Source organism: Globicatella sulfidifaciens DSM 15739 (assembly GCF_900167405.1).
GTDB classification, from domain to species: Bacteria; Bacillota; Bacilli; order Lactobacillales; family Aerococcaceae; genus Globicatella; species Globicatella sulfidifaciens.
Window position 1 is genome coordinate 1 of sequence record NZ_FUWO01000014.1, and the last position, 19,725, is coordinate 19,725.

The following is a 19,725-nucleotide window of genomic DNA, read 5'->3' on the forward strand; positions in this document are numbered from 1 at the left end:
GAAAAACAAAACGCCATGCAAGATATGTTGACCCACATTTGTGATGAACACGATATTGTCATCCAATCGCTGCAAATTATGCCTGACCATATCCATATGTTGATTTCGTTCAACCCTAAACATGCCGCAAGTAATATCGTCAAGACACTTAAAGGGAAATCTGCCCGTCTATGGTTCAAAGCTTATCCAGAAACAAAGGCAATGTTATGGGGTGGCCATTTATGGACACCTAGTTATTTCATGTCAACAGTAGGTAGTATGTCTAAAGAAACTGTTAAAAAATATATTGAAAATCAATTAACAGAATACAATAACGGTCGCCCTAGAACTTGATTCATCCATGTAATGAATTACACGGTTTTCTCAAGGGACGACTTTAAATAAATTTTATTTTCTAAAGATGCTTACTTTTTTGACAGATAATATTATTTTAAAAGCTGATGTTTTAACGCTAACTTTATATCACTCTGACACGTTTTCGTGACTTCAGCCAACATATACGTATTGGACCTTCGAAGATATATGAATCCTTAACAATTTTCGTAATTTCAACCAACATACAACTACTTGCCTGTCGCCGGCGATATATATGTTTAACACTTTTCGTTTCTTTAGGCAGAATACAACGATTGGCACTGATGCTAATCCATTCCGGCACTACTCAACTACCTGATACCATCCGCAACATAATAGTCTGTCTTGTTATGACTAGAGCATACACGCTTTAAAATAAAAGGCACTCGCAGGCTACAACTTTCTGTCTTTTTTATTGGTTCACTGACTTTTATTTATTTAACTTATGCCCATAAGCGGCTTTTAATTCCATAATAATATCACGCAACTCGGCTGCTGCTTCGAAATTCATATTTTTGGCATGTTCTTTCATTTCCATCGTTAGGCGCTCCAACTCTTCTTCGCGTTGCATTTTTGAAAGGTTTTTAAACTGTACCAATAAGTTTTCTTCACGTTCTTCACCTTGGACATCATGTGTAATACGAATTAAGTCGCGTACTTCTTTCTTAATCGTTTTTGGAACAATACCGTGTTCTTCATTATAAGCCATTTGAATCCCACGACGACGGTTGGTTTCATCAATCGCATTTTTCATCGATTGAGTGATCACATCCGCATACATTATTACTTGACCGTTCTCATTACGAGCAGCTCGACCAATCGTTTGGACTAGCGAGCGTTCACTACGCAGGAACCCTTCTTTATCTGCATCTAATATCGCAACAAGAGATACTTCCGGAACGTCTAAACCTTCACGTAACAAGTTAATCCCGACTAAAACATCAAAGACACCTAATCGTAAGTCACGAATAATTTCTGCCCGCTCCAAGGTGACAATGTCACTATGTAAATACTTGACCTTGATATCAAGTTCTTTTAAATAATCGGTTAAGTCTTCGGACATTTTTTTCGTTAATGTCGTAATAAACACTCGTTCATTTTTCTCAACACGTTTATTTATTTCGCCCACTAAATCATCAATTTGACCCTTAATCGGACGAACTTCAACTATTGGGTCCAGTAAGCCAGTCGGACGAATAATTTGCTCAGCATATTCACCATTAGTATGTTCTAATTCATAAGGGCCTGGAGTGGCTGAAACGTAGATGATTTGATTAACTCGCTCTTCAAATTCTTCTAAGCGTAATGGCCGGTTATCAATGGCACTTGGCAGACGGAAACCATAGTCGACTAATTGTTGTTTACGTGCACGGTCTCCATTATACATCCCTCTTAATTGCGACATCGTAATATGAGACTCATCGACTACCACTAAATAATCATCTGGGAAAAAATCTAATAAAGTATACGGTGCTTGACCGGGTGCTCGACCGTCCATATGACGTGAATAATTCTCAATCCCACTACAATAACCCATTTCTAATAACATCTCGATATCATAATTCGTTCGTTGTTCTAAACGTTGCGCTTCTAATAATTTATGCTCACTGCGTAATTCTTCTAAACGTTCCTCTAATTCCTGACGAATGCTTTCGACTGCCCGGGTTACTTGATCTTCATTAGCCACAAAGTGAGTTGCCGGATAGATAGGATAGTGTTCTAAGTCTCGACGAATTTCACCGGTTAAAACATCCACTTCACGAATACGATCAATTTCATCGCCAAAAAATTCCACTCGGATGACTTCTGATTCACGCGAGGCCATAAAAATTTCCAGTACATCACCGCGTACACGAAAGGTTCCCCGCTGAAAATCAATATCATTTCGGACAAACTGCATTTCGACTAGACGATTTAAGATGGCATTGCGACTGATTTCTTGACCTTGACGAATCGACAATACATGTTCACGATAGTTTTTAGGATCGACTAATCCGTAAATACAAGAAACAGAGGCGACCACAATCACATCACGACCTTCTAATAACGCTGAAGAAGCTGAGTGACGTAAACGGTCAATTTCATCATTGACGCTCGACTCTTTCTCAATATAAGTATCAGAAGCAGGTACATAGGCCTCTGGTTGATAATAATCATAGTAAGATACAAAATATTCCACTGAATTTTCAGGGAAAAAATCCAATAATTCAGAATATAATTGGCCGGCTAGCGTTTTATTGTGAGCCAACACTAAAGTAGGACGGTTGACCTCTTTAATCACATTCGCAATCGTAAATGTTTTTCCGGTACCAGTAGCCCCTAAGAGCACTTGGTCGCGTTTGCCTTCATTCAAGCCTTCTACTAATTGTTTAATTGCCGTCGGTTGATCACCACTCGGCTGGTATTGAGATACTAATTTAAATTGATCCATTTTGGACACCTCTAATCCTTTCAATTCGCTTCTATTGTACCTTTATTCATAAGGTGTGGCAAATTGAATGATTCTAAATAAATTAGCTTGAAAATGAAAGTCATAAAATACTTTTCATGTAAATCACCCCCATTTCACAAAAAAATTTACAGTTAAATTAAAGATTTTTTGATTATATAGTTGCAAGGTATAATAGTTATCATGTATAATAAGGAAGTTGACTAAGTCATAATTGGCTTACACACCAATAAGAGAAGAAAGAGGTGACCGAGACATGGCAAATACTCCATCAGCAATCAAACGTATCCGTCAAACAAAATCTGTAACTGCTCGTAACACTGCTCACGTATCAGGTATGCGTACAGCAATCAAAAGATTCCGTGCAGCTGTAGAATCTGGCGAAGGTAATGTAGAAGAATTATTCAAATTAGCGGCTAAAGAAATTGATAGCGCAGCTACTAAAGGTTTAATCCACAAAAATAAAGCAGCTCGTGATAAGTCACGTTTAGCAAAATTAGTAAAATAATGAATTTTCAACCATCCTTTTATAGGGTGGTTTTTTTTGTTTGCTTGATTTTGATGTTGAGAATAAGGCTAAACAAACATTTTTATCTAGCTAAACCGCAGTATCAAAATCGGAAAAGGTGCTAACACCGCTACAAAATTGCCAAATTTTAAACCAAAAAAATCGCCATTACCAACTTGGTACAGCGATCCTTTCGTTACTATTCAATTCTTTAGGCCTAAAAGTTTTTGATTCACCAGCTTCTGGACTACCACCGCATCATACCCTGCTTGGGTAAGGCGTCTAACACGTTCAGCACCATTGCCCCATAACCCTCGGATAACTTCCAATGCTAACTCTGAAACTGATTTTGCTGGTGCTTTGACCGTTGCTTCTTGATAAACAGGTCTAGCATAACCAGCAATCCGCCAATCTTGTTTTTGATAATAAACCTTACGAACTTGGCGCAATGAATTCCCTTCTATTGTAATCACAAAATCATTCCCTACTTGAATGACAAATCCTATATGATCACAAAAACCATTGCCATCCCAATCAAAAAAGATAATATCTCCCACTTGTGGACTTACCTTTCCTAACCAAATGCCTTTCTGACGCATTATGTCACGATGACGGTTAACGCCACACTCACGTCCAATTTGAGTGGATAAACCAATCTTATCCGCAATATAGGTCACGAATAAGTCACACCAGTCATCACTATATTTGACCCGATAGCCTACTGGTAAAGGTTCGACTCGGTTATAAGCGTCGACCATCGCTTGATGTTTAGATGAATGTTGAACCATCCCAATATATTGTTGTAATTCATTAAACAAAATTTGTTTGGACGGCATAATGTCCCCCTCCTTGATTGTGATAATTATTGGATGATAACTGTAATAAACTCCCTAAAAACACTGCTAATAAATTAACCAGTGTTACCCACTTTTCGGTCATTGACCAATTAAATATCGGACCTAATCCCCCAATTAATACTGAAAATGCTGGTAAAAAGACCAATGCTACCCACTTTAGAAAATCATAAGACCGATTACTAAGCTGCATCCTGATTCCCTCTTTTCTGTATTTGTTCTACCCGATTCAAGCGTTGTTCATGATGATCATACAGTTTAATTAATTGCTTTTGAATCAAATGATGGTGATTAATCTCAGACTGCAAAAAGTCTAAGCGGACAATTAATTGTTGAATAGCGGCGATTAAATTATAGAGTTTCGTAATTAAGGTAATGACGGCGACTAACGCACTAGCTAAAGCACCTAATTCAATCAGACTCATTTCAATTCCTCCTTTCTTTAATAAAAGGGAGTGGGTGTTCAATGCACCCACTCCTTCACTTACCCTTAAACAGCCGGTTCGTTTTCCACATTGTAGATTTCGTCTACCGTACGTTTCACGTAACGAGCCCCGACATTGGTTACATAAGGATCCCCTGAGTCATCTACAAAGATATTGGCTTCGATTAAATCTTGAGCCGCCTTTTCAGTCGTCACACGGTCTAAACCTAAACTTGGTTCCGGAACACGCACTACTTTTGCTTTCCCTGCAGCATTTTTAATTTGTAATTCTAAATTCGTTGTTGTTACTTCTGCCATAACTTAATTCCTCCTAGTCAATTTCGTAATTTTCAGTTACGTTGGTTTTATTAAACGGTTCATCTACTAATGTTTCAATTGCACTGCGAACTTTTATAATCTCTTCCTCGGGTGCATCATTCATCAAATTATTAAGATTCATCGTACGAACTGCTTTTTTATCCTCACCTACTAGTTTCATTGTTAATTTTCCACTCTTAAATGTTTTTGCCATCGGGGCAACCTCCTTAAAATTTTGTTGTAGTTCCGGATGCTACACCTAATAAGTACCCCAAAAGCACGTTTTTCGGACAAAAATACACATCAATGATGATTTATTGACTAGTGAATATTGAAGTGACAAAGTTTTAACACGTACATAGAACCAAGTAACAGTAACCCAACCTCATCAATGATGACAAAAATGCCTCTACGCTCTAACTGTTCGATGAGTACCTGAACCCTTTTGCGTACTCCTTTCTTTCATCAATTAGTCAATATTCTGCTCTATCGTTTAAATTTCACTTAGTCGCTCATCAGACCTAAACTTTTCGTTTATCACACAATCACTCTTTGCGCTTCAACTTTTCACTTATTACACTGTCTTTCAATTAATTACTCATCGAATCTAGACTTTTCATTTTCACCTAGTCAATCTTCTGCTCTAAAGTTTAAATTTTACTTAGTCGCTCATCAGACCTAAACATTTCGTTTATCACACAGTCTTTCAATTAATTACTCTTCGAATCTAGACTTTTCATTTTCACCTAGTCAATCTTCGCGCTTCAACTTTTCAATCAGACGATCGCGCCAACGACGAATCGTGCGATATTCACGGTGATAAATCTCGGCTAACTGCGTTAAATGATAGCCTTCATACAAATACTGCAAGAATTCCTGTTCTCGTGGTGTTAACGTATTGGGTAGAGACAAGACAAATTCTTTAAAGACTAAATTAGCATCTTCTTGGGTTTGATTAATTATAAAGGTTTCTTCTACTGGTACCCATTGATGACGCTTTTGTTGGCGTAACAATTTAAACAACCGCCAACGCATCGCGTGCCGTAAGTAAGCTTCCATATTTTCCACTTGGTGTTTTGATGTTAACAAGCGTTTTAATTCCTCAAATAAATGAAGGCGTAATTCCTGAGCAAAATCTTCATAGTCATGACGGTTTGGATAAATCTGGTACTCTTTCAAAACTTGATGGATCAATAATTCATATTCTTCCAATAAACACTCTATCTTCATCGAATAACCTCCTTTAAAATTTCGGATGAAAAATGCGAATAATCTCACGGTCTGTTAATTTCAGAAAGCGACTAATTAAGTTAACTACTTCTAGACTGGGAATCGTATGCCCTTGAAGCGTACGTGACATCGTGTTGCGGGAAATACCAACTTGGTCTGCAACCTGACAAGCTTTTAAACGTCGTTGATTGATGGCTTTTTCTAAAGCATAACGATTAATCTCATAAGGTTGATCCACGCCCCTTCACCTCCTCTTTTCACTATTAATAAATATTAAATTTCTTGCTTGTACTCCCTCGTATAATAGTGCATCGATAACATTTTTTCTTAAGAGATTCATCTAAAAAAACCTAGATACCGAGTCCCCCTCTCTCAATATTATTTAATAAATATATCGATAAAAATTCTAAATTTGGTACATTGACTGAATTATAGCTTAGGTTCAATTTGTGTTGCAAGCGTTTTTATAATGTAAAATAGCTTTGAAAATGATAAGTCTAACAATTTGAAAAATCACTAGTAAACAGTGTAATCACAATGAAAACATTTTTTATGAAAATTACAAACAAAGTCGGTCACAATAAGTCTCGTAAAAATAACTTTGTGAAATATCATCTAATCTTTGTGAATAAATTTTAGTAATAACTTGCTTCTATGAAAATAATAAAACAAAATGTCTTTTGCGTTTTTACTATGAAAAAGATGAAAACTAGATGAGTTTCCTACAGTTAACGAAATAAAGTCGCTAAGAATGCTGATTTAAATACTCAATACTCCAAACCTAGCTAATCGTTTGATATCCTTATAAAAGCGCTTTTCTAAGGATGTTTCATTTCCTTTATTTTGTGATATAATTATCAAATAAAACATCATTTTGAAGGAGTCATGACCATGATTATTGGTTTACCAAGAGAACAAGAAATCAATGAAAATCGTGTGGGATTAACCCCCGACAATGTTAAAGAATTAATCAATGACGGCCACCAAGTTATCGTTGAACATCAAGCCGGTTTAAAATCTGGATTTAATGATGAAGCTTATCAAGCAGCCGGAGCCACTTTAGTTGAAGAAGTCGCCAAAGTTTGGGCTGCAGAGATGGTTGTCAAAGTAAAAAAGCCCTTGAAAGAAGAATATGCATACTTCCACAAGGGCCTAATCCTATTTACTTATTTACATTTAGCAGCCGATTCTGACTTAGCCCAAGCTTTATTAGACAATGAAGTCACGTGTATCGCTTATGAAACAATGGTTGACAAAGGCACCCTTCCATTACTGAAGCCCATGTCCGAAGTAGCCGGACGTATGGCGGTACAAATTGGCGCTCATCTATTAGAGAAAAATCATGGTGGACCTTGCATTTTATTAGGGGGTGTCCCTGGTGTAAAACGGGCGAATGTTACGATTATTGGGGGTGGCGTTGTCGGTTTTAATAGTGCCAAGTTAGCCTGTGGCTTAGGTGCCAATGTGACGATTATCGACCTCAATCCACAGCGTTTAGCCAAGATTGAACATACTTTAGGCTGCCCGGTACAAACACTCATATCAAATGAAGCAAACATTCATGAATCGGTAGTAAATTCGGACTTAGTCATTGGTTCAGTCTTAGTGGCGGGACGTCGTACACCGATCTTAGTTAAGGAAGACACCATTCAACAAATGAAGTCTGGTTCTGTCCTAATTGATGTGGCAGTCGATCAAGGAGGGAATTTTGAAACAACCCATGAAACCACTCATTCAGAACCAACCTATGTTATACACGGCGTAACGCACTACGCCGTTAGCAATATTCCAGGAGCGGTACCACAAACAGCTACCATTGCCTTAACCAATGCATCATTATTCTATACAAAAGAAATCGCCAATAAAGGCATCATCCAAGCTGCCAAAGATAATCACACCATCTTAACAGGCATTAATACTTATCAAGGCCATATAACCAATTTAGCTGTATCAGAATCACAAGACCGCGAATTCGTTGCCTTAGAAACTTTCATTTAAATCAGGAAGCTAAACGCGATCTATTACGTATGTTACTTGGATTTATAGCACTAGTTACATTCATTTAGTTCAATATGCTAAACGCGTCTTCACTACGCAACTTACTTGAATTTATAGCACTAGATACATTAATTAATTCAATACAAAGCAAATAGGGAGTGGGCAAGAAGTAGAAAATCAGCTGATTTTCGCTTCGTCTGCCCACCCCCGCACAGTTGGGAGTAGACCAGAAGTAGAAAATTGAATAATTTTCGCTTCGTCGGCCTACCCCCGCACAGTTGAGTAGGTATCAAACAAGTCCTTAAGACGCAGTTTGATGCCACTCAACCACTGCGCTTTTAATTAACGCACAATAACGTGATTGAATTTTCCAAGATTATACTCAGCTATCTTAAGACGTAGTTTGAGACCACTCAACCACTGCGCTCTGAATTAACTAGATATGCCTGAAAAGAATTTAAAAAGTTTTTTCCTAGTCTCTTACTTATTATTTCCAAACATACTTAAGAAAAAGTTTATAACTTAAATTGTATTTCTTCAAAGAACTGATTCATATTAATGCATCGAATCCCTAACTGATCGCTGACATCGGGGATTTTAGCGGCCTTACTCGGATTAATTTTATTGAGATTAATCACTCTATTTTCCTCCGTTACAATTGTATAGTTCTCCTTCATATCGATTGCAATGAGCCATCTTTCAAACGGATGAATCGTAACGCCTTTTACTACTCAATTAACCGCACCGGTTTTCGACGGTGTATCAGGTGTATTATCCACAGCTATCGAACTAAATAAGGCATAAATTTGTCCAAAAACGACGTATGGTAATACTAAATAACCTTCTTCTACTTGTTCTGTTACTGCAATATCAACGTGGATAAAGCTATAAAAAAGAGCCCCAATCAGAGCTCTTTCAAAATCAGTTATTCTTCTTCAGGTTTACGCTTTTTATCAGTTACAATTAAGCCTAAGCCTGCTAAAATTGTTAATGCTGCTGGAGTAAATACTTGACGGTAGTCAATCTCACCTGTGTTAGGTAAGGTAGCTGCTTGGGTGGTTTTAACTGATTCTTTTTCAATTTCTTTCGCGCTAGTTTCAGCATTTCCTTTAGATTCATTTTCGGTTTCAGATTCAGTTGGTTTTTCGGCTTCTACTGGTTTTGTCCCAACTTCTACAATTTCTTTCACAGGTTCAACGGTGATGACTTCTTTAACTTCTGGTTCACCATATTGTTGTCCGAAGATAAAATAGGTCGTGATTGTACGGGTTAACTCACCTTTGACTCCGGCTTGTTTAATGTTTTTAACCCCTTTATCAAGTTCTGAATTTTCCACTATTTCTGTTTCAAAATCAATTGCTTCTGTCACTTCTTGAACATCTGTCTCCACAAAGCCTTTCCCAACTTCTACAATCTCCGCAACTGGTTTTTCAGTAATCGTTTCGGTAATGACTGGTTTGCCATAAACTTTACCATTTAAATATTGCGTCACAACCGTGCGAATGGATTTTCCATTAATACCGGCCTGCTTAGTTTCTTTAGCCATATCATCTAACTCAACATTTAATTCGTATTGCGTTTCAAATGGGATTTCCGTTTCAATCACTTCAGTTTTTTCTTCTAAGACTCCGGTGCCTTTTTGAATAATTTCTTTAACAGGTTCTTTAGTGCGTTGTTCTGTTACAACGGGTTCACCATAAACTTTGCCATTCAAATATTGAGTCGTAGTCGTGATTGTTAATTCCCCTTTTACACCAGCTTGAGTAACTTTCTCGGTACCTTCTAACATATCTGGATTTTCTACAACTTCCGTTTCAAAATCGATGTCTTTAGTGACAACTTCTTCTTTCACTTCAATGGTTCCTACTCCCACTTCGATGATTTCTTCAACGGGTGCAGTGGTTACTTTTTCAGTCGAAGTTGCCTCACCATAAGTTTTGCCTTTCCAAGTTGGAGTGGTGGTCGTAATGGTTAAGACGCCATCCTTGCCTTCTTGAACCACTTTTTGTTGACCTTTTAATAAATCAGCATTTTCTACCAATTTAGTCGTAAATTTAATTGGTTTAGTAGCAGTCGTTACCACTTGTTCAATCTTTCCAGTTCCTACTAACACAACTTGATTTACTGGTGCTTTCGTTGTTTCTTTTGAAACCGTTGCTTCACCATAAGGTTTATTATTTAACATTGGTGTAGTAGTGGTAATCTTTTGTTCACCATTAACACCAACAGTTTGAATTTTTTCTTCACCTTCTGGAAGTTCAGTAGTTTCAATTCTTTCTGTTTTAAACGGAATAGCTTCAGTTGTCACTTCGACTTGCTCCGTCACTACACCTGTTCCAATTTCGATAATTTGTGGTACAGCTTCTTTGGTTGTTTCTTTAACAGAAGTTTCTTCACCATATTGTTTACCATTCAACATTGGGGTAGTTGTTGTTGTTGTTAAAACACCATCAACACCTTCTTGAATAACTTTTTCTTCACCTTTTAATAAATCAGGATTTTCTACAAATTCGGTAGTAAATGGAATTGGTTTAGTACTTGTTGTAACGACTTGTTCAATCTTACCTGTACCGACCAATACAACTTTATTTACTGGTGCTTTCGTTATTTCTTTTGAAACGGTTGCTTCACCATAAGGTTTATTATTTAACATTGGGGTAGTAGTGGTAATCTTTTGTTCGCCATTAACACCTTCTTGTACTACTTTTTCTTCTCCCTCAGCCATGTCATTATTATCACGATATGTAGTCTTATATGGTATAACTTCGTATTCAACTTCTGTTTGAACTATTGGTTCAAACATAACATCCAGTTTTAGCTCTGGGACTCCATTATAATGCTCTGATAAGTCCAAAACATTACCCAATTCATCAACAACACCAATTTCTGATAATTTGTATTCAGTTGATGGTGTTATTCCTGGTATTTTGATTTCAAAATTAACGGTATAAGTTCCATCTCCATTTTCTTCAAAATTGTCACGTAATTCCGGCCTGAACCAACTCCATGCCGGATAATCGTTGGTAAATAAAACGAAGGCGGATCTTAATCCATTTTTTTCCTTTACATTCAACTGGACCTTTATCGTTTCACCAGGCTGATATGAATTCTTATCAATTGAAATATCAATGAACTCCGGTTTCACAAAATCTTCCTCTAAAATTGATGCAACATTCAGTTTTAGCTGTGGGACTTCATTATAATAATCTAATAAGTACAATTCATTTCCCCATTCATCTTCAACTGTAATTTGTTCTAATTTGTATTCAGATGATGGTGTTATTTCTGGTATTTTGATTTCAAAATTAACGGTATAAGTTCCATCTCCATTTTCTTCAAAATTGTCACTTAATTCCTGCGTTAACCTATTCACTTGCGGATGAGTCTCGTTGGTAAAGGAAACGGAGGCGGATCTTAATTCGTTTTTTTCCTTTACATTCAACTGGACCTTTACCGTTTCACCAGCCTGATATGAATTCTTATCAATTGAAATATCAATGAACTCCGGTTTCACTAAATCTTCCTCTAAAATTGATGCAACATTCAGTTTTAGTTCTGGGAATTCATTATAACCATCTTCTAAGTACAAATCATTACCCCATTCATCTTCAACTGTAATTTGTGCTAATTTGTATTCAGCTGTTGGTGTTTTTTCTGGTATTTTGATTTCAAAATTAACGGTATAAGTTCCATCTCCATTTTCTTCAAAATTGTCACTTAATTCCTGCTTTAAAATGCTCATTCCCGGATAAGTCTGGTTGGTAAAGAGAACGTGGGCGCGTGTTAATTCGTTTTTTTCCTTTACATTCAACTGGATCTTTACCGTTTCACCAGCCTGATATGAGTTCTTATCAATTGAAATATCGATTAATTCCGGTTTTGATGTGTCTGGTCCTAATCTCCACGTTCTTTCAGTTGTTTCTTCAACTACAGTCTCCTCACTAGTTGTTTCAACTAATTCGATAGCTTGATCAATTGTAGTCTCTGCAACTGTTGTTTCTTCCGTAGTTGTGTCTTCAACTGTCGTTTGATCTGTTGTTTCTTCAAATGTAGTTTCCTCAACAGTTGTTTCATCTATACTACTTGTCTCCTCTAAAGATACTTCTTCAACTTGTACCTCACTTGTCACTGTAGTTTCTTCTTCAGTTGTTTGTGCTTGAACAGGTACAATTAATCCGTTGACCATAGTTGCCGACATAAAAACACCAACAATGCAACTTACTAAGCCGTTATTGGTTTTTCTTAATGCATACCGATTTTTTCTCTCCATAAGATAACTCCCCCAATATTTATTTTAACGCAAAGCTTATCATTAATATCAATATTATCAGATTAATCTCTTTTTGCAATACAACAATATAATTTTGTATATTAAATATATTTTACTTCTTGCCCACTCCCTCTTCATTGATACGCTGTTAGCCGAAGGATAATGACGTTAAAATTATTTTCAAGTATGGCTTTCTATCTTTAATCTGCGTTAAAAATTTAGCAATGCCCTTCTTATAAAAAAATTCGGCGAGCTTCCGTCCGCCGATTCATTTTATTTAACTACTAATTATAATGTCTCTGCAATCTTCTTAACGAAGTCTTTTAGTTCGTCGCCAATTTCTTGGTGTTCTAAGCCCACTAAGATACTAGACTTCATGAATTCTAATTTATTTCCGACGTCAAAACGTTGGCCATTAAATTCTTTAGCAAAGACGCGTTGGGTTTTGTTTAAGGTATCAATCGCATCGGTTAATTGAACTTCGCCACCCGCACCGACTTCTTGTTTTTCTAATAAATCAAAGATTTCTGGCGTTAATAAGTAACGACCAATAATCGCTAAATCACTGGGTGCGTCTTCCATTTTTGGTTTTTCAACGAATTTCTTAACATTATATAAGCCTTCTTCCAATTGGCTTTCGATGTCGATGACCCCATATTTACTAATGTCTTCCATCGGCATTTTCATGACTGCAATGTTTGAGGCATGATTTTGTTCATAAGCGTCGATTAATTGTTTAGTTAGAGGCACTTCGTCACGCATGATGTCATCACCTAACATCACCACAAAGGGTTCGTCACCGATAAAGCTTTTAGCTTGTAATACCGCATCACCTAATCCTTTTGGATAGGGTTGGCGCACAAAGAACATTCTAATACCAGTTGTTTCACGAACGATATCTAATAACTCTTGTTTACCTTTAATTTCAAGGTTAGATTCTAATTCAATGTTAGAGTCAAAGTGGTCTTCAATCGCACGTTTACTTTTTCCAGTTACGATTAAAATCTCTTCAATTCCTGAAGCTAATGCTTCTTCTACAATAAATTGAATCGATGGTTTATCAACAATTGGAATCATTTCCTTGGCAATTGCTTTGGTAGCTGGTAAAAAGCGTGTTCCAAGTCCTGCTGCTGGAATCACAGCTTTTCTAACTTTAGACATATATATACCTCTTTCTATTCAATATTTAATAATTGACTTCATTGTACACTAATTTTACGCATTACGCTAGCGTTTTGTTATTTAAAATATCAATAGATAATAAAAATTTGCTTTTTTACCCAATTATCGGTATAATTTGGCTTGTTACTAAATAAAAATGTTACTTTAAATAACAAAGGAGTCCATTATGAAAAAATTATCTGTTCAATTATTAGCTGAAACAGTTACTAATAAACGTAAAGCCAAAGATTTAACGCAAGCCCAATTATCAGAATTGACCGGCATCAACCGTTCTTTAATCGGACGTATTGAAAACTTAGACTACTTACCGATGATCAATCAATTAGAAAGTTTAGCAGAAGCATTGGATTTTGACGTGACCGAATTATTCGCCGAAGAAAAAGCTGAAACTCAAAAAGCAGCACCAAAATCATATCAAATTGCGGTTGCTGGAACAGGTTATGTTGGATTATCTTTAGCGGTATTATTAGCGCAACACAATCAAGTAACAGCGGTTGATATCGTGCAAGAAAAAGTCGACATGATTAACAATAAAAAGTCACCTATTCAAGATGACTATATCGAACAATATTTGGCAGAAAAAGAGTTAAATTTAACGGCTACTTTAGATGGCGAAAAAGCTTATGCTGATGCGGATTATGTCATTATCGCTGCCCCAACTAATTATGATAGTAAATTGAATTTCTTTGATACTTCAGCGGTTGAGACCGTGATTGAGTTAGTATTAAAAGCTAATCCTAATGCGACGATGATTATTAAATCAACCATTCCCGTTGGATATACTGAATCTGTTCGTAAAAAATACAATACGCAAAACATTTTATTCAGTCCAGAATTCTTACGTGAATCAAAAGCATTATATGATAACTTATATCCTTCACGAATTATCGTTTCTTGTGATGAAGACTCTCGTGAAAAAGCAGAAATCTTCGCAGAATTATTACAAGAAGGTGCTCTAAGCGAAGATATTCCAACATTATTTATGGGATTCACTGAAGCTGAAGCTGTTAAATTATTCGCCAATACCTACTTAGCCTTACGTGTTTCCTATTTCAATGAATTAGATACTTATGCCGATACCAAAGGCTTAAATACGAAAGACATTATCGATGGTGTTGGTTTAGACCCACGTATTGGGACACATTACAATAACCCTTCATTTGGTTATGGTGGTTACTGCTTACCGAAAGATACGAAACAATTATTAGCTAACTTTGATGATGTTCCACAAAATATGATTACAGCGATTGTAGAATCTAACCGTACTCGTAAGGATTATATCGCTGATCGGGTATTAGACCTTTCAGGTACATATACAGCCAATAGTTCATGGGATGAGACGAGAGAAAAAGAAACCGTTATTGGCGTTTACCGCTTAACAATGAAGAGTAATTCTGATAACTTCCGTCAATCAGCGATTCAAGGCGTTATGAAACGAATCAAAGCGAAAGGTGCTAAAGTGGTCATTTATGAACCAACCTTAGAAGCAGGGTCTACGTTCTTTGGCAGTGAAGTAATCGGCGACTTAGATGAATTCAAACAATTATCTCAAGCGATTATCGTGAACCGTTATGATAGCCAATTAGATGATGTAAAAGATAAAGTATTCACACGCGACATTTTCCAAAGAGATTAAAGTGAGGATAAAATGAATAAAATAAATTTAGAAAACAAAAAGATTTTAGTTACGGGGTCAGCCGGTTTTGTGGGTGCAAATTTAGTTTTAGAATTACTAAAAACTGTATCTCCTGTTCATATTGTTGGGATTGATAATTTAAATGAGTATTATGATATTCGCTTAAAAGATTGGCGTCAAGAACAAATTGCTTTAGAATTAAGCAATCATCCAGAGTCAACTTTTAAATTTATTAAAGGCGATATCGCAGATAGCGATACAATCAATGATATTTTTAAAACTGAAAAACCAGATATCGTCGTAAATTTGGCGGCGCAAGCTGGCGTTAGATACTCTATTTCAAATCCTGAAGCTTATATGTCTTCTAATATGATTGGATTTTACAATATTTTAGAAGCATGTCGTCATTCATACGACAATGGCGCAAAAGGTGTGGAGCATCTCGTCTATGCTTCTTCCTCTTCTGTATATGGTTCTAATAAAAAAGTTCCTTATAGTGTTGAAGATAAAGTCGATAATCCCGTTTCATTATATGCAGCTACTAAAAAGAGTAATGAATTAATGGCACACTCCTATAGCAAATTATATAATATTCCAACAACTGGCTTACGGTTCTTTACTGTTTATGGACCTGCGGGAAGACCAGATATGGCGTATTTTGGATTCACAAACAAACTGATTAATGGTGAGAAAATTCAAATCTTTAATTATGGTAATTGTAAACGTGATTTTACCTATATCGACGATATTGTTGAGGGTGTAAAACGAGTTATGACTGGTGCTCCTAGTAAAGAAACAGGTGAAGACGGTTTACCTATCCCCCCTTACTCTATCTATAATATTGGGAATAATCAACCAGAAAATCTATTGGATTTTGTTGATATTTTACAACAAGAATTAGTAGATGCTGAAGTATTGCCAAGAGATTTTGACTTTGAAAGCAAAAAAGAACTAGTAGCAATGCAACCAGGTGATGTACCAATTACCTATGCAGATACAACTTCTTTAGAGAAGGATTTTGGCTTTAAACCTAATACTTCATTAAGAGAAGGAATTAGAAAATTCGCTCAATGGTATAAAGAATTTTATTTATAATAATCCAATTATAAAGTTATAACTTTTCTTTCGAAAATACATAGAGGATATCAAGCAACCATTCGGTGTTTGACATCCTCTTTACTTTTATTTGAAACATTTCTATAAAACAATTTGACTTCTTATTATTTTATTTCTCAGGCTCACATTAATTTACTCTTCTATTTCTTTTCTTCTACCGATTATAAATAGCCCACCAATTATAGCAATTATAGAAGCCAGTAAATGATTCTTACTATTTGTTTCTCCGGTAGCAGGAAGTATTGCCATCTTAACCTCATCTTTAATTATTTCTGATTCAACTACAGTTGTTTCAATTTTTTCAGAAGTTTGATTTTCTGTATCTTCACTCTCTTCCTGTTCTGAATTTTTATCAGTATTTTCCGTATCCTTTTCTGAATCTTCTGTATCTTGATCTGGATTGTTACTAACTGTCTCATCAATTTCATCTAATGATTCTACAAAACGAACATAATCTACAGTTACATCTAATGGTTGCTTAGTCTCGCTTAGCCCTGTTAATTCAATACCTACCTCTTTAATATTAGCTTTATCTTCTATACTCGATAAATCAAAAGATAATAATGAATAGTCAGTTCCAACTTCCATCGTTTCTGCCTCAAACCATTGCCATGCATCCCCTACTTTAACATACAATTTTGCATTTGCTGTACTAGAAGTTTTAATTTTAGCAACATACCAATTATGATTTGATAAATCTATACCGCTTTGATAACTAATTTCTTTTTTTGACCCTTCTTCTAGAGTAGTACTTAATGTTAAGACTCCATTTTCAATCATTTCAGAATTCTTTATCCATGTTTCATCAACTTCATCAAACTCAAAATTAATTGGTTGATAGCTATCATCAATTTCTATTCTTGCTGGAACTGGTGGTAATGTTTCATCCATAACAGCCTCGATAGAATCTATGTAGATTGTTCCTCCTCCTTTTGGTCCTCCAAAATACAATGCAAATTGACTAACATTATTAATTCTATCCAAATCCACAATTGCGTTTTGATTTGATTCCCAATGTGCTGGTTTGAAGTCCGAAAAAGGAATAACGATTTTTCCATTTTTAACACTGTCTAATTTAACAAAACTTTCAAAACTTACATCGCCGATTCTTATTTGAACGGTTAAATCATGAGGCAAGCTTTCATTCGTCGTTAAATCAAACGAAACGGCATTTGTACCAGACCAATCCTTATTAAAAGATAATTGTCTTCCTGAATAGCCATTATCGGCTAATGTGTAGTGGACTGCCATCCCATAGCCATCTTCAGAACTATTTTTTACAAGTTCAATCGAAACAGGGTCACCATTATTCGCATAATTTTGATTTAATAATTCAGTATCACCTAAATAATTATCAAATTGATCGACGATTAAAGGATTCTCTGGTTTTTCATTTTCCGCTAGTTTAATATAGACCTTAATCGGATTAGAAGAAACTAACTCATCTTTAACATTATAATATCTAATAGTTAAATTAGTAGTTACTAAATCAACATTTTCAGGTAAATTTAATTCTCCACTAAATAACTGTTCATTGGCATCAAGAAAAATTTCTTGTTCACCATCAAACTGATAACTAACTTTATTATCACTTTCTAGACCTTTAATGGTAATATTCCCTTTATCTGTCGTAATGATTTGTCTTTCTGAAGGTCTTATAACATATCTTGAATTCGTGTTTGGAATTAATTCTATATCCTGATTAGTTTGATAAATTTTACCTACTTCATTTCTAAATACCGTTTTATCATTATTATAGAAATTTTCAAAGTCAGGTAGTAATTCATGATCTCCGCCCAAATCTCCATTCACATCTCGATACGGTACGAACATATTATCTGGTAAACCAAAGTTCGCCCATGTTAACATATACGCAATCTTTGATGCTTGTTCATTACTTTGAATCGTATCGAAAATTTTAGTATACCAATCTAAAGTATTGCCTGTTTCGTTAATCCCCTGTGGACTGTATCCAAATTCAGTTAAGGCAGCGATTTTGTTTTTTTCTTGAGCTAGTGAAACAATCATGTCTAAATCTTTTATCATTCCATTTAAGAATGTTTCAGAACCTGCATTTTGCTTATTATCATAGGTATCGATACCTAAAATATCTACATAATTATCACCTGGATAGGTTTTTAAATAAGATTCTTTATCTCCTTGTATTGAACTGTTAGGAGAATAAGCGTATAAAATATTGTTTACTTCTTTATTATCTCTCAGATATTCAACGGTATATCGATATAATGCAGTGTATTGTTCAGTATTAGTAGTACTCGAACCCCACCAAAACCAACTACCATTTTGTTCATGGAACGGTCTGAAAATGATTGGAATTGAGTTTCCTTCATCATCTTTCAATTGATCCGCAACATTTGCTATATTGTCTAACCAATTATTGAACTTATCATTATATTCCCCACCCGGTAGGATATTATTAACGACGTCTCCAGAAATATCATTAAATGTACCCCCTGTTACGAAATTATGGGGATGCATACTTAAAACAATGATGGATCCTAAATCATGAGCCGTTTTCATGGAAGTTACCGTATTACGAACACTCGCTTCAATGTCTCCTTCAACACCGGGGCGCTCATAACCATCAATTGATAATGTATCCCATCCGAAAACAGCAGGATAATCTCCTACCGCATTTTTAACTTCTGAATCAGTCGAGCCAGCTCTACTACTATCTTCTAGTAAAGTTGCTCCTTCATCCGTCGCATGCTGTTGACCAAAAAGCACATCTTTAGATGCCATTTTTTCTTTTAGATAGATAAATAGCTCTTGGGTCTCTCTACTTGCGCGATCATCAACTAAGCCTATCGCCTCAGCAGTTTCAGTTGTTTCCATTGCTGAATTATCAGTTGTAGCTGTCGCTGTGAGGTCTGGTATTTCACCACTTTTTTCTTCTGTGATTTGATTTATATTTTGCGGTTCTTCATTAATTACTAAATTATTAATTTCTACTATGTTTTCACTTTTATCATCAACTACATCTAAAGTTTCATCCACAACAGCCTCTTCCAATGTAGTAATATCTTCTGTTTCCGTAATCTCTTGATTAATAATTTGTTCCCCTGACAGTTCAACACCTAATAAATTTGGAGTTTGAGAAACTTCTTCTATAAGTACCTGAGAGTTATCAGTACTTTCTATTTCTGTTTCCTCGGAATTTTCAACATTTGTGATAGATTCTTCTTGAGCGTAAATCATCGGTATATTTTGAGAAAGTGATACATTTGTTAAAATCATTGTTGCAAATAAACTTGTATAAATCATTTTCTTCATATGATTTTTCTCTCCTCTTTTTTCTGCGTGCGCTTACATTTAGTTGTAAATAATTAACTGTTGAAAAATCAACAGCTAATTTTAAAAAAATT

The 19,725-nt window shown here is 35.7% G+C and carries 17 protein-coding genes; 5 read left to right on the plus strand and 12 right to left on the minus strand.

Annotated elements, in window-relative coordinates:
- A partial coding sequence (gene tnpA, locus B5D12_RS07565) for an IS200/IS605 family transposase (protein WP_078756247.1) occupies positions 1-333 on the plus strand: 333 nt, incomplete at its 5' end.
- Between the two features lie 451 nt (positions 334-784).
- Here tnpA and uvrB read toward each other — a convergent pair.
- Positions 785-2,785 (minus strand): excinuclease ABC subunit UvrB, encoded by a 2,001-nt coding sequence (gene uvrB, locus B5D12_RS07570; protein ID WP_078756248.1) that lies wholly within the window; start codon positions 2,783-2,785, stop codon positions 785-787.
- Between the two features lie 274 nt (positions 2,786-3,059).
- On the opposite strand from uvrB, the gene rpsT reads away from it, so the two are divergent.
- Complete coding sequence (rpsT, locus tag B5D12_RS07575) at positions 3,060-3,311, plus strand: 30S ribosomal protein S20 (RefSeq protein WP_078756249.1); 252 nt, start codon at positions 3,060-3,062, stop codon at positions 3,309-3,311.
- A gap of 203 nt (positions 3,312-3,514) precedes the next feature.
- Here rpsT and B5D12_RS10465 read toward each other — a convergent pair whose 3' ends face one another.
- From B5D12_RS10465 to B5D12_RS07610, 7 genes are all read right to left on the minus strand, one after another.
- Positions 3,515-4,147, minus strand: a complete 633-nt coding sequence (locus B5D12_RS10465; RefSeq protein ID WP_078756250.1) for a CHAP domain-containing protein — start codon at positions 4,145-4,147, stop codon at positions 3,515-3,517.
- Positions 4,122-4,358: a phage holin gene (locus B5D12_RS07585; protein WP_078756251.1), complete on the minus strand. Its 237-nt coding sequence runs from the start codon at positions 4,356-4,358 to the stop codon at positions 4,122-4,124. Before B5D12_RS07585 ends, B5D12_RS10465 begins: the two co-directional genes overlap by 26 nt.
- On the minus strand, positions 4,348-4,590 hold the full coding sequence (locus B5D12_RS07590; protein WP_078756252.1) for a hypothetical protein: 243 nt from the start codon (positions 4,588-4,590) through the stop codon (positions 4,348-4,350). Before B5D12_RS07590 ends, B5D12_RS07585 begins: the two co-directional genes overlap by 11 nt.
- 65 nt (positions 4,591-4,655) lie before the next feature.
- Positions 4,656-4,907 (minus strand): DUF2922 domain-containing protein, encoded by a 252-nt coding sequence (locus tag B5D12_RS07595; protein ID WP_066124583.1) that lies wholly within the window; start codon positions 4,905-4,907, stop codon positions 4,656-4,658.
- Positions 4,908-4,920: 13 nt separating this feature from the next.
- On the minus strand, positions 4,921-5,121 hold the full coding sequence (locus tag B5D12_RS07600; RefSeq protein ID WP_078756253.1) for a DUF1659 domain-containing protein: 201 nt from the start codon (positions 5,119-5,121) through the stop codon (positions 4,921-4,923).
- Positions 5,122-5,657: 536 nt separating this feature from the next.
- Positions 5,658-6,137, minus strand: coding sequence for a sigma-70 family RNA polymerase sigma factor (locus B5D12_RS07605; RefSeq protein ID WP_078756254.1), 480 nt, complete (start codon positions 6,135-6,137; stop codon positions 5,658-5,660).
- Positions 6,138-6,150: 13 nt separating this feature from the next.
- The gene (locus B5D12_RS07610; protein ID WP_078756255.1) at positions 6,151-6,375 is read right to left on the minus strand and encodes a helix-turn-helix domain-containing protein; all 225 of its coding nucleotides are present in this window, start codon (positions 6,373-6,375) and stop codon (positions 6,151-6,153) included.
- A gap of 653 nt (positions 6,376-7,028) precedes the next feature.
- On the opposite strand from B5D12_RS07610, the gene ald reads away from it, so the two are divergent.
- Positions 7,029-8,135 (plus strand): alanine dehydrogenase, encoded by a 1,107-nt coding sequence (gene ald, locus B5D12_RS07615; RefSeq protein WP_078756256.1) that lies wholly within the window; start codon positions 7,029-7,031, stop codon positions 8,133-8,135.
- Positions 8,136-8,650: 515 nt separating this feature from the next.
- Here ald and B5D12_RS07620 read toward each other — a convergent pair.
- The 3 genes from B5D12_RS07620 to galU form a co-directional block, all read right to left on the minus strand.
- Positions 8,651-8,848, minus strand: coding sequence for a DUF4411 family protein (locus B5D12_RS07620; protein ID WP_327077593.1), 198 nt, complete (start codon positions 8,846-8,848; stop codon positions 8,651-8,653).
- Positions 8,849-9,060: 212 nt separating this feature from the next.
- Positions 9,061-12,405: a G5 domain-containing protein gene (locus B5D12_RS07625; protein ID WP_078756258.1), complete on the minus strand. Its 3,345-nt coding sequence runs from the start codon at positions 12,403-12,405 to the stop codon at positions 9,061-9,063.
- A gap of 288 nt (positions 12,406-12,693) precedes the next feature.
- The gene (galU, locus tag B5D12_RS07630) at positions 12,694-13,566 is read right to left on the minus strand and encodes a UTP--glucose-1-phosphate uridylyltransferase GalU (RefSeq protein WP_078756259.1); all 873 of its coding nucleotides are present in this window, start codon (positions 13,564-13,566) and stop codon (positions 12,694-12,696) included.
- 187 nt (positions 13,567-13,753) lie between these two features.
- Between galU and B5D12_RS07635 the strand changes: the two genes are divergently transcribed.
- Together B5D12_RS07635 and B5D12_RS07640 are read left to right on the plus strand one after the other, a co-directional pair.
- Positions 13,754-15,223 carry a nucleotide sugar dehydrogenase gene (locus B5D12_RS07635; RefSeq protein ID WP_078756260.1) on the plus strand — a complete coding sequence of 490 codons (1,470 nt, stop codon included), beginning with the start codon at positions 13,754-13,756 and terminating at the stop codon, positions 15,221-15,223.
- 12 nt (positions 15,224-15,235) lie between these two features.
- Positions 15,236-16,318 (plus strand): GDP-mannose 4,6-dehydratase, encoded by a 1,083-nt coding sequence (locus B5D12_RS07640; RefSeq protein ID WP_078756261.1) that lies wholly within the window; start codon positions 15,236-15,238, stop codon positions 16,316-16,318.
- 153 nt (positions 16,319-16,471) lie between these two features.
- On the opposite strand, the gene B5D12_RS07645 is transcribed toward B5D12_RS07640, so the two are convergent.
- Positions 16,472-19,633 (minus strand): glycosyl hydrolase, encoded by a 3,162-nt coding sequence (locus tag B5D12_RS07645; RefSeq protein ID WP_078756262.1) that lies wholly within the window; start codon positions 19,631-19,633, stop codon positions 16,472-16,474.
- Positions 19,634-19,725: the final 92 nt, after the last annotated feature.

Bases quoted from the DNA above. Each gene is read 5' to 3' on its own strand.
- uvrB (WP_078756248.1), bottom strand. From the start codon at position 2,785: ATGGATCAATTTAAATTAGTATCTCAATACCAGCCGAGTGGTGATCAA.
- rpsT (WP_078756249.1), top strand. From the start codon at position 3,060: ATGGCAAATACTCCATCAGCAATCAAACGTATCCGTCAAACAAAATCT.
- B5D12_RS10465 (WP_078756250.1), bottom strand. From the start codon at position 4,147: ATGCCGTCCAAACAAATTTTGTTTAATGAATTACAACAATATATTGGG.
- B5D12_RS07585 (WP_078756251.1), bottom strand. From the start codon at position 4,358: ATGCAGCTTAGTAATCGGTCTTATGATTTTCTAAAGTGGGTAGCATTG.
- B5D12_RS07590 (WP_078756252.1), bottom strand. From the start codon at position 4,590: ATGAGTCTGATTGAATTAGGTGCTTTAGCTAGTGCGTTAGTCGCCGTC.
- B5D12_RS07595 (WP_066124583.1), bottom strand. From the start codon at position 4,907: ATGGCAGAAGTAACAACAACGAATTTAGAATTACAAATTAAAAATGCT.
- B5D12_RS07600 (WP_078756253.1), bottom strand. From the start codon at position 5,121: ATGGCAAAAACATTTAAGAGTGGAAAATTAACAATGAAACTAGTAGGT.
- B5D12_RS07605 (WP_078756254.1), bottom strand. From the start codon at position 6,137: ATGAAGATAGAGTGTTTATTGGAAGAATATGAATTATTGATCCATCAA.
- ald (WP_078756256.1), top strand. From the start codon at position 7,029: ATGATTATTGGTTTACCAAGAGAACAAGAAATCAATGAAAATCGTGTG.
- B5D12_RS07625 (WP_078756258.1), bottom strand. From the start codon at position 12,405: ATGGAGAGAAAAAATCGGTATGCATTAAGAAAAACCAATAACGGCTTA.
- galU (WP_078756259.1), bottom strand. From the start codon at position 13,566: ATGTCTAAAGTTAGAAAAGCTGTGATTCCAGCAGCAGGACTTGGAACA.
- B5D12_RS07635 (WP_078756260.1), top strand. From the start codon at position 13,754: ATGAAAAAATTATCTGTTCAATTATTAGCTGAAACAGTTACTAATAAA.
- B5D12_RS07640 (WP_078756261.1), top strand. From the start codon at position 15,236: ATGAATAAAATAAATTTAGAAAACAAAAAGATTTTAGTTACGGGGTCA.
- B5D12_RS07645 (WP_078756262.1), bottom strand. From the start codon at position 19,633: ATGAAGAAAATGATTTATACAAGTTTATTTGCAACAATGATTTTAACA.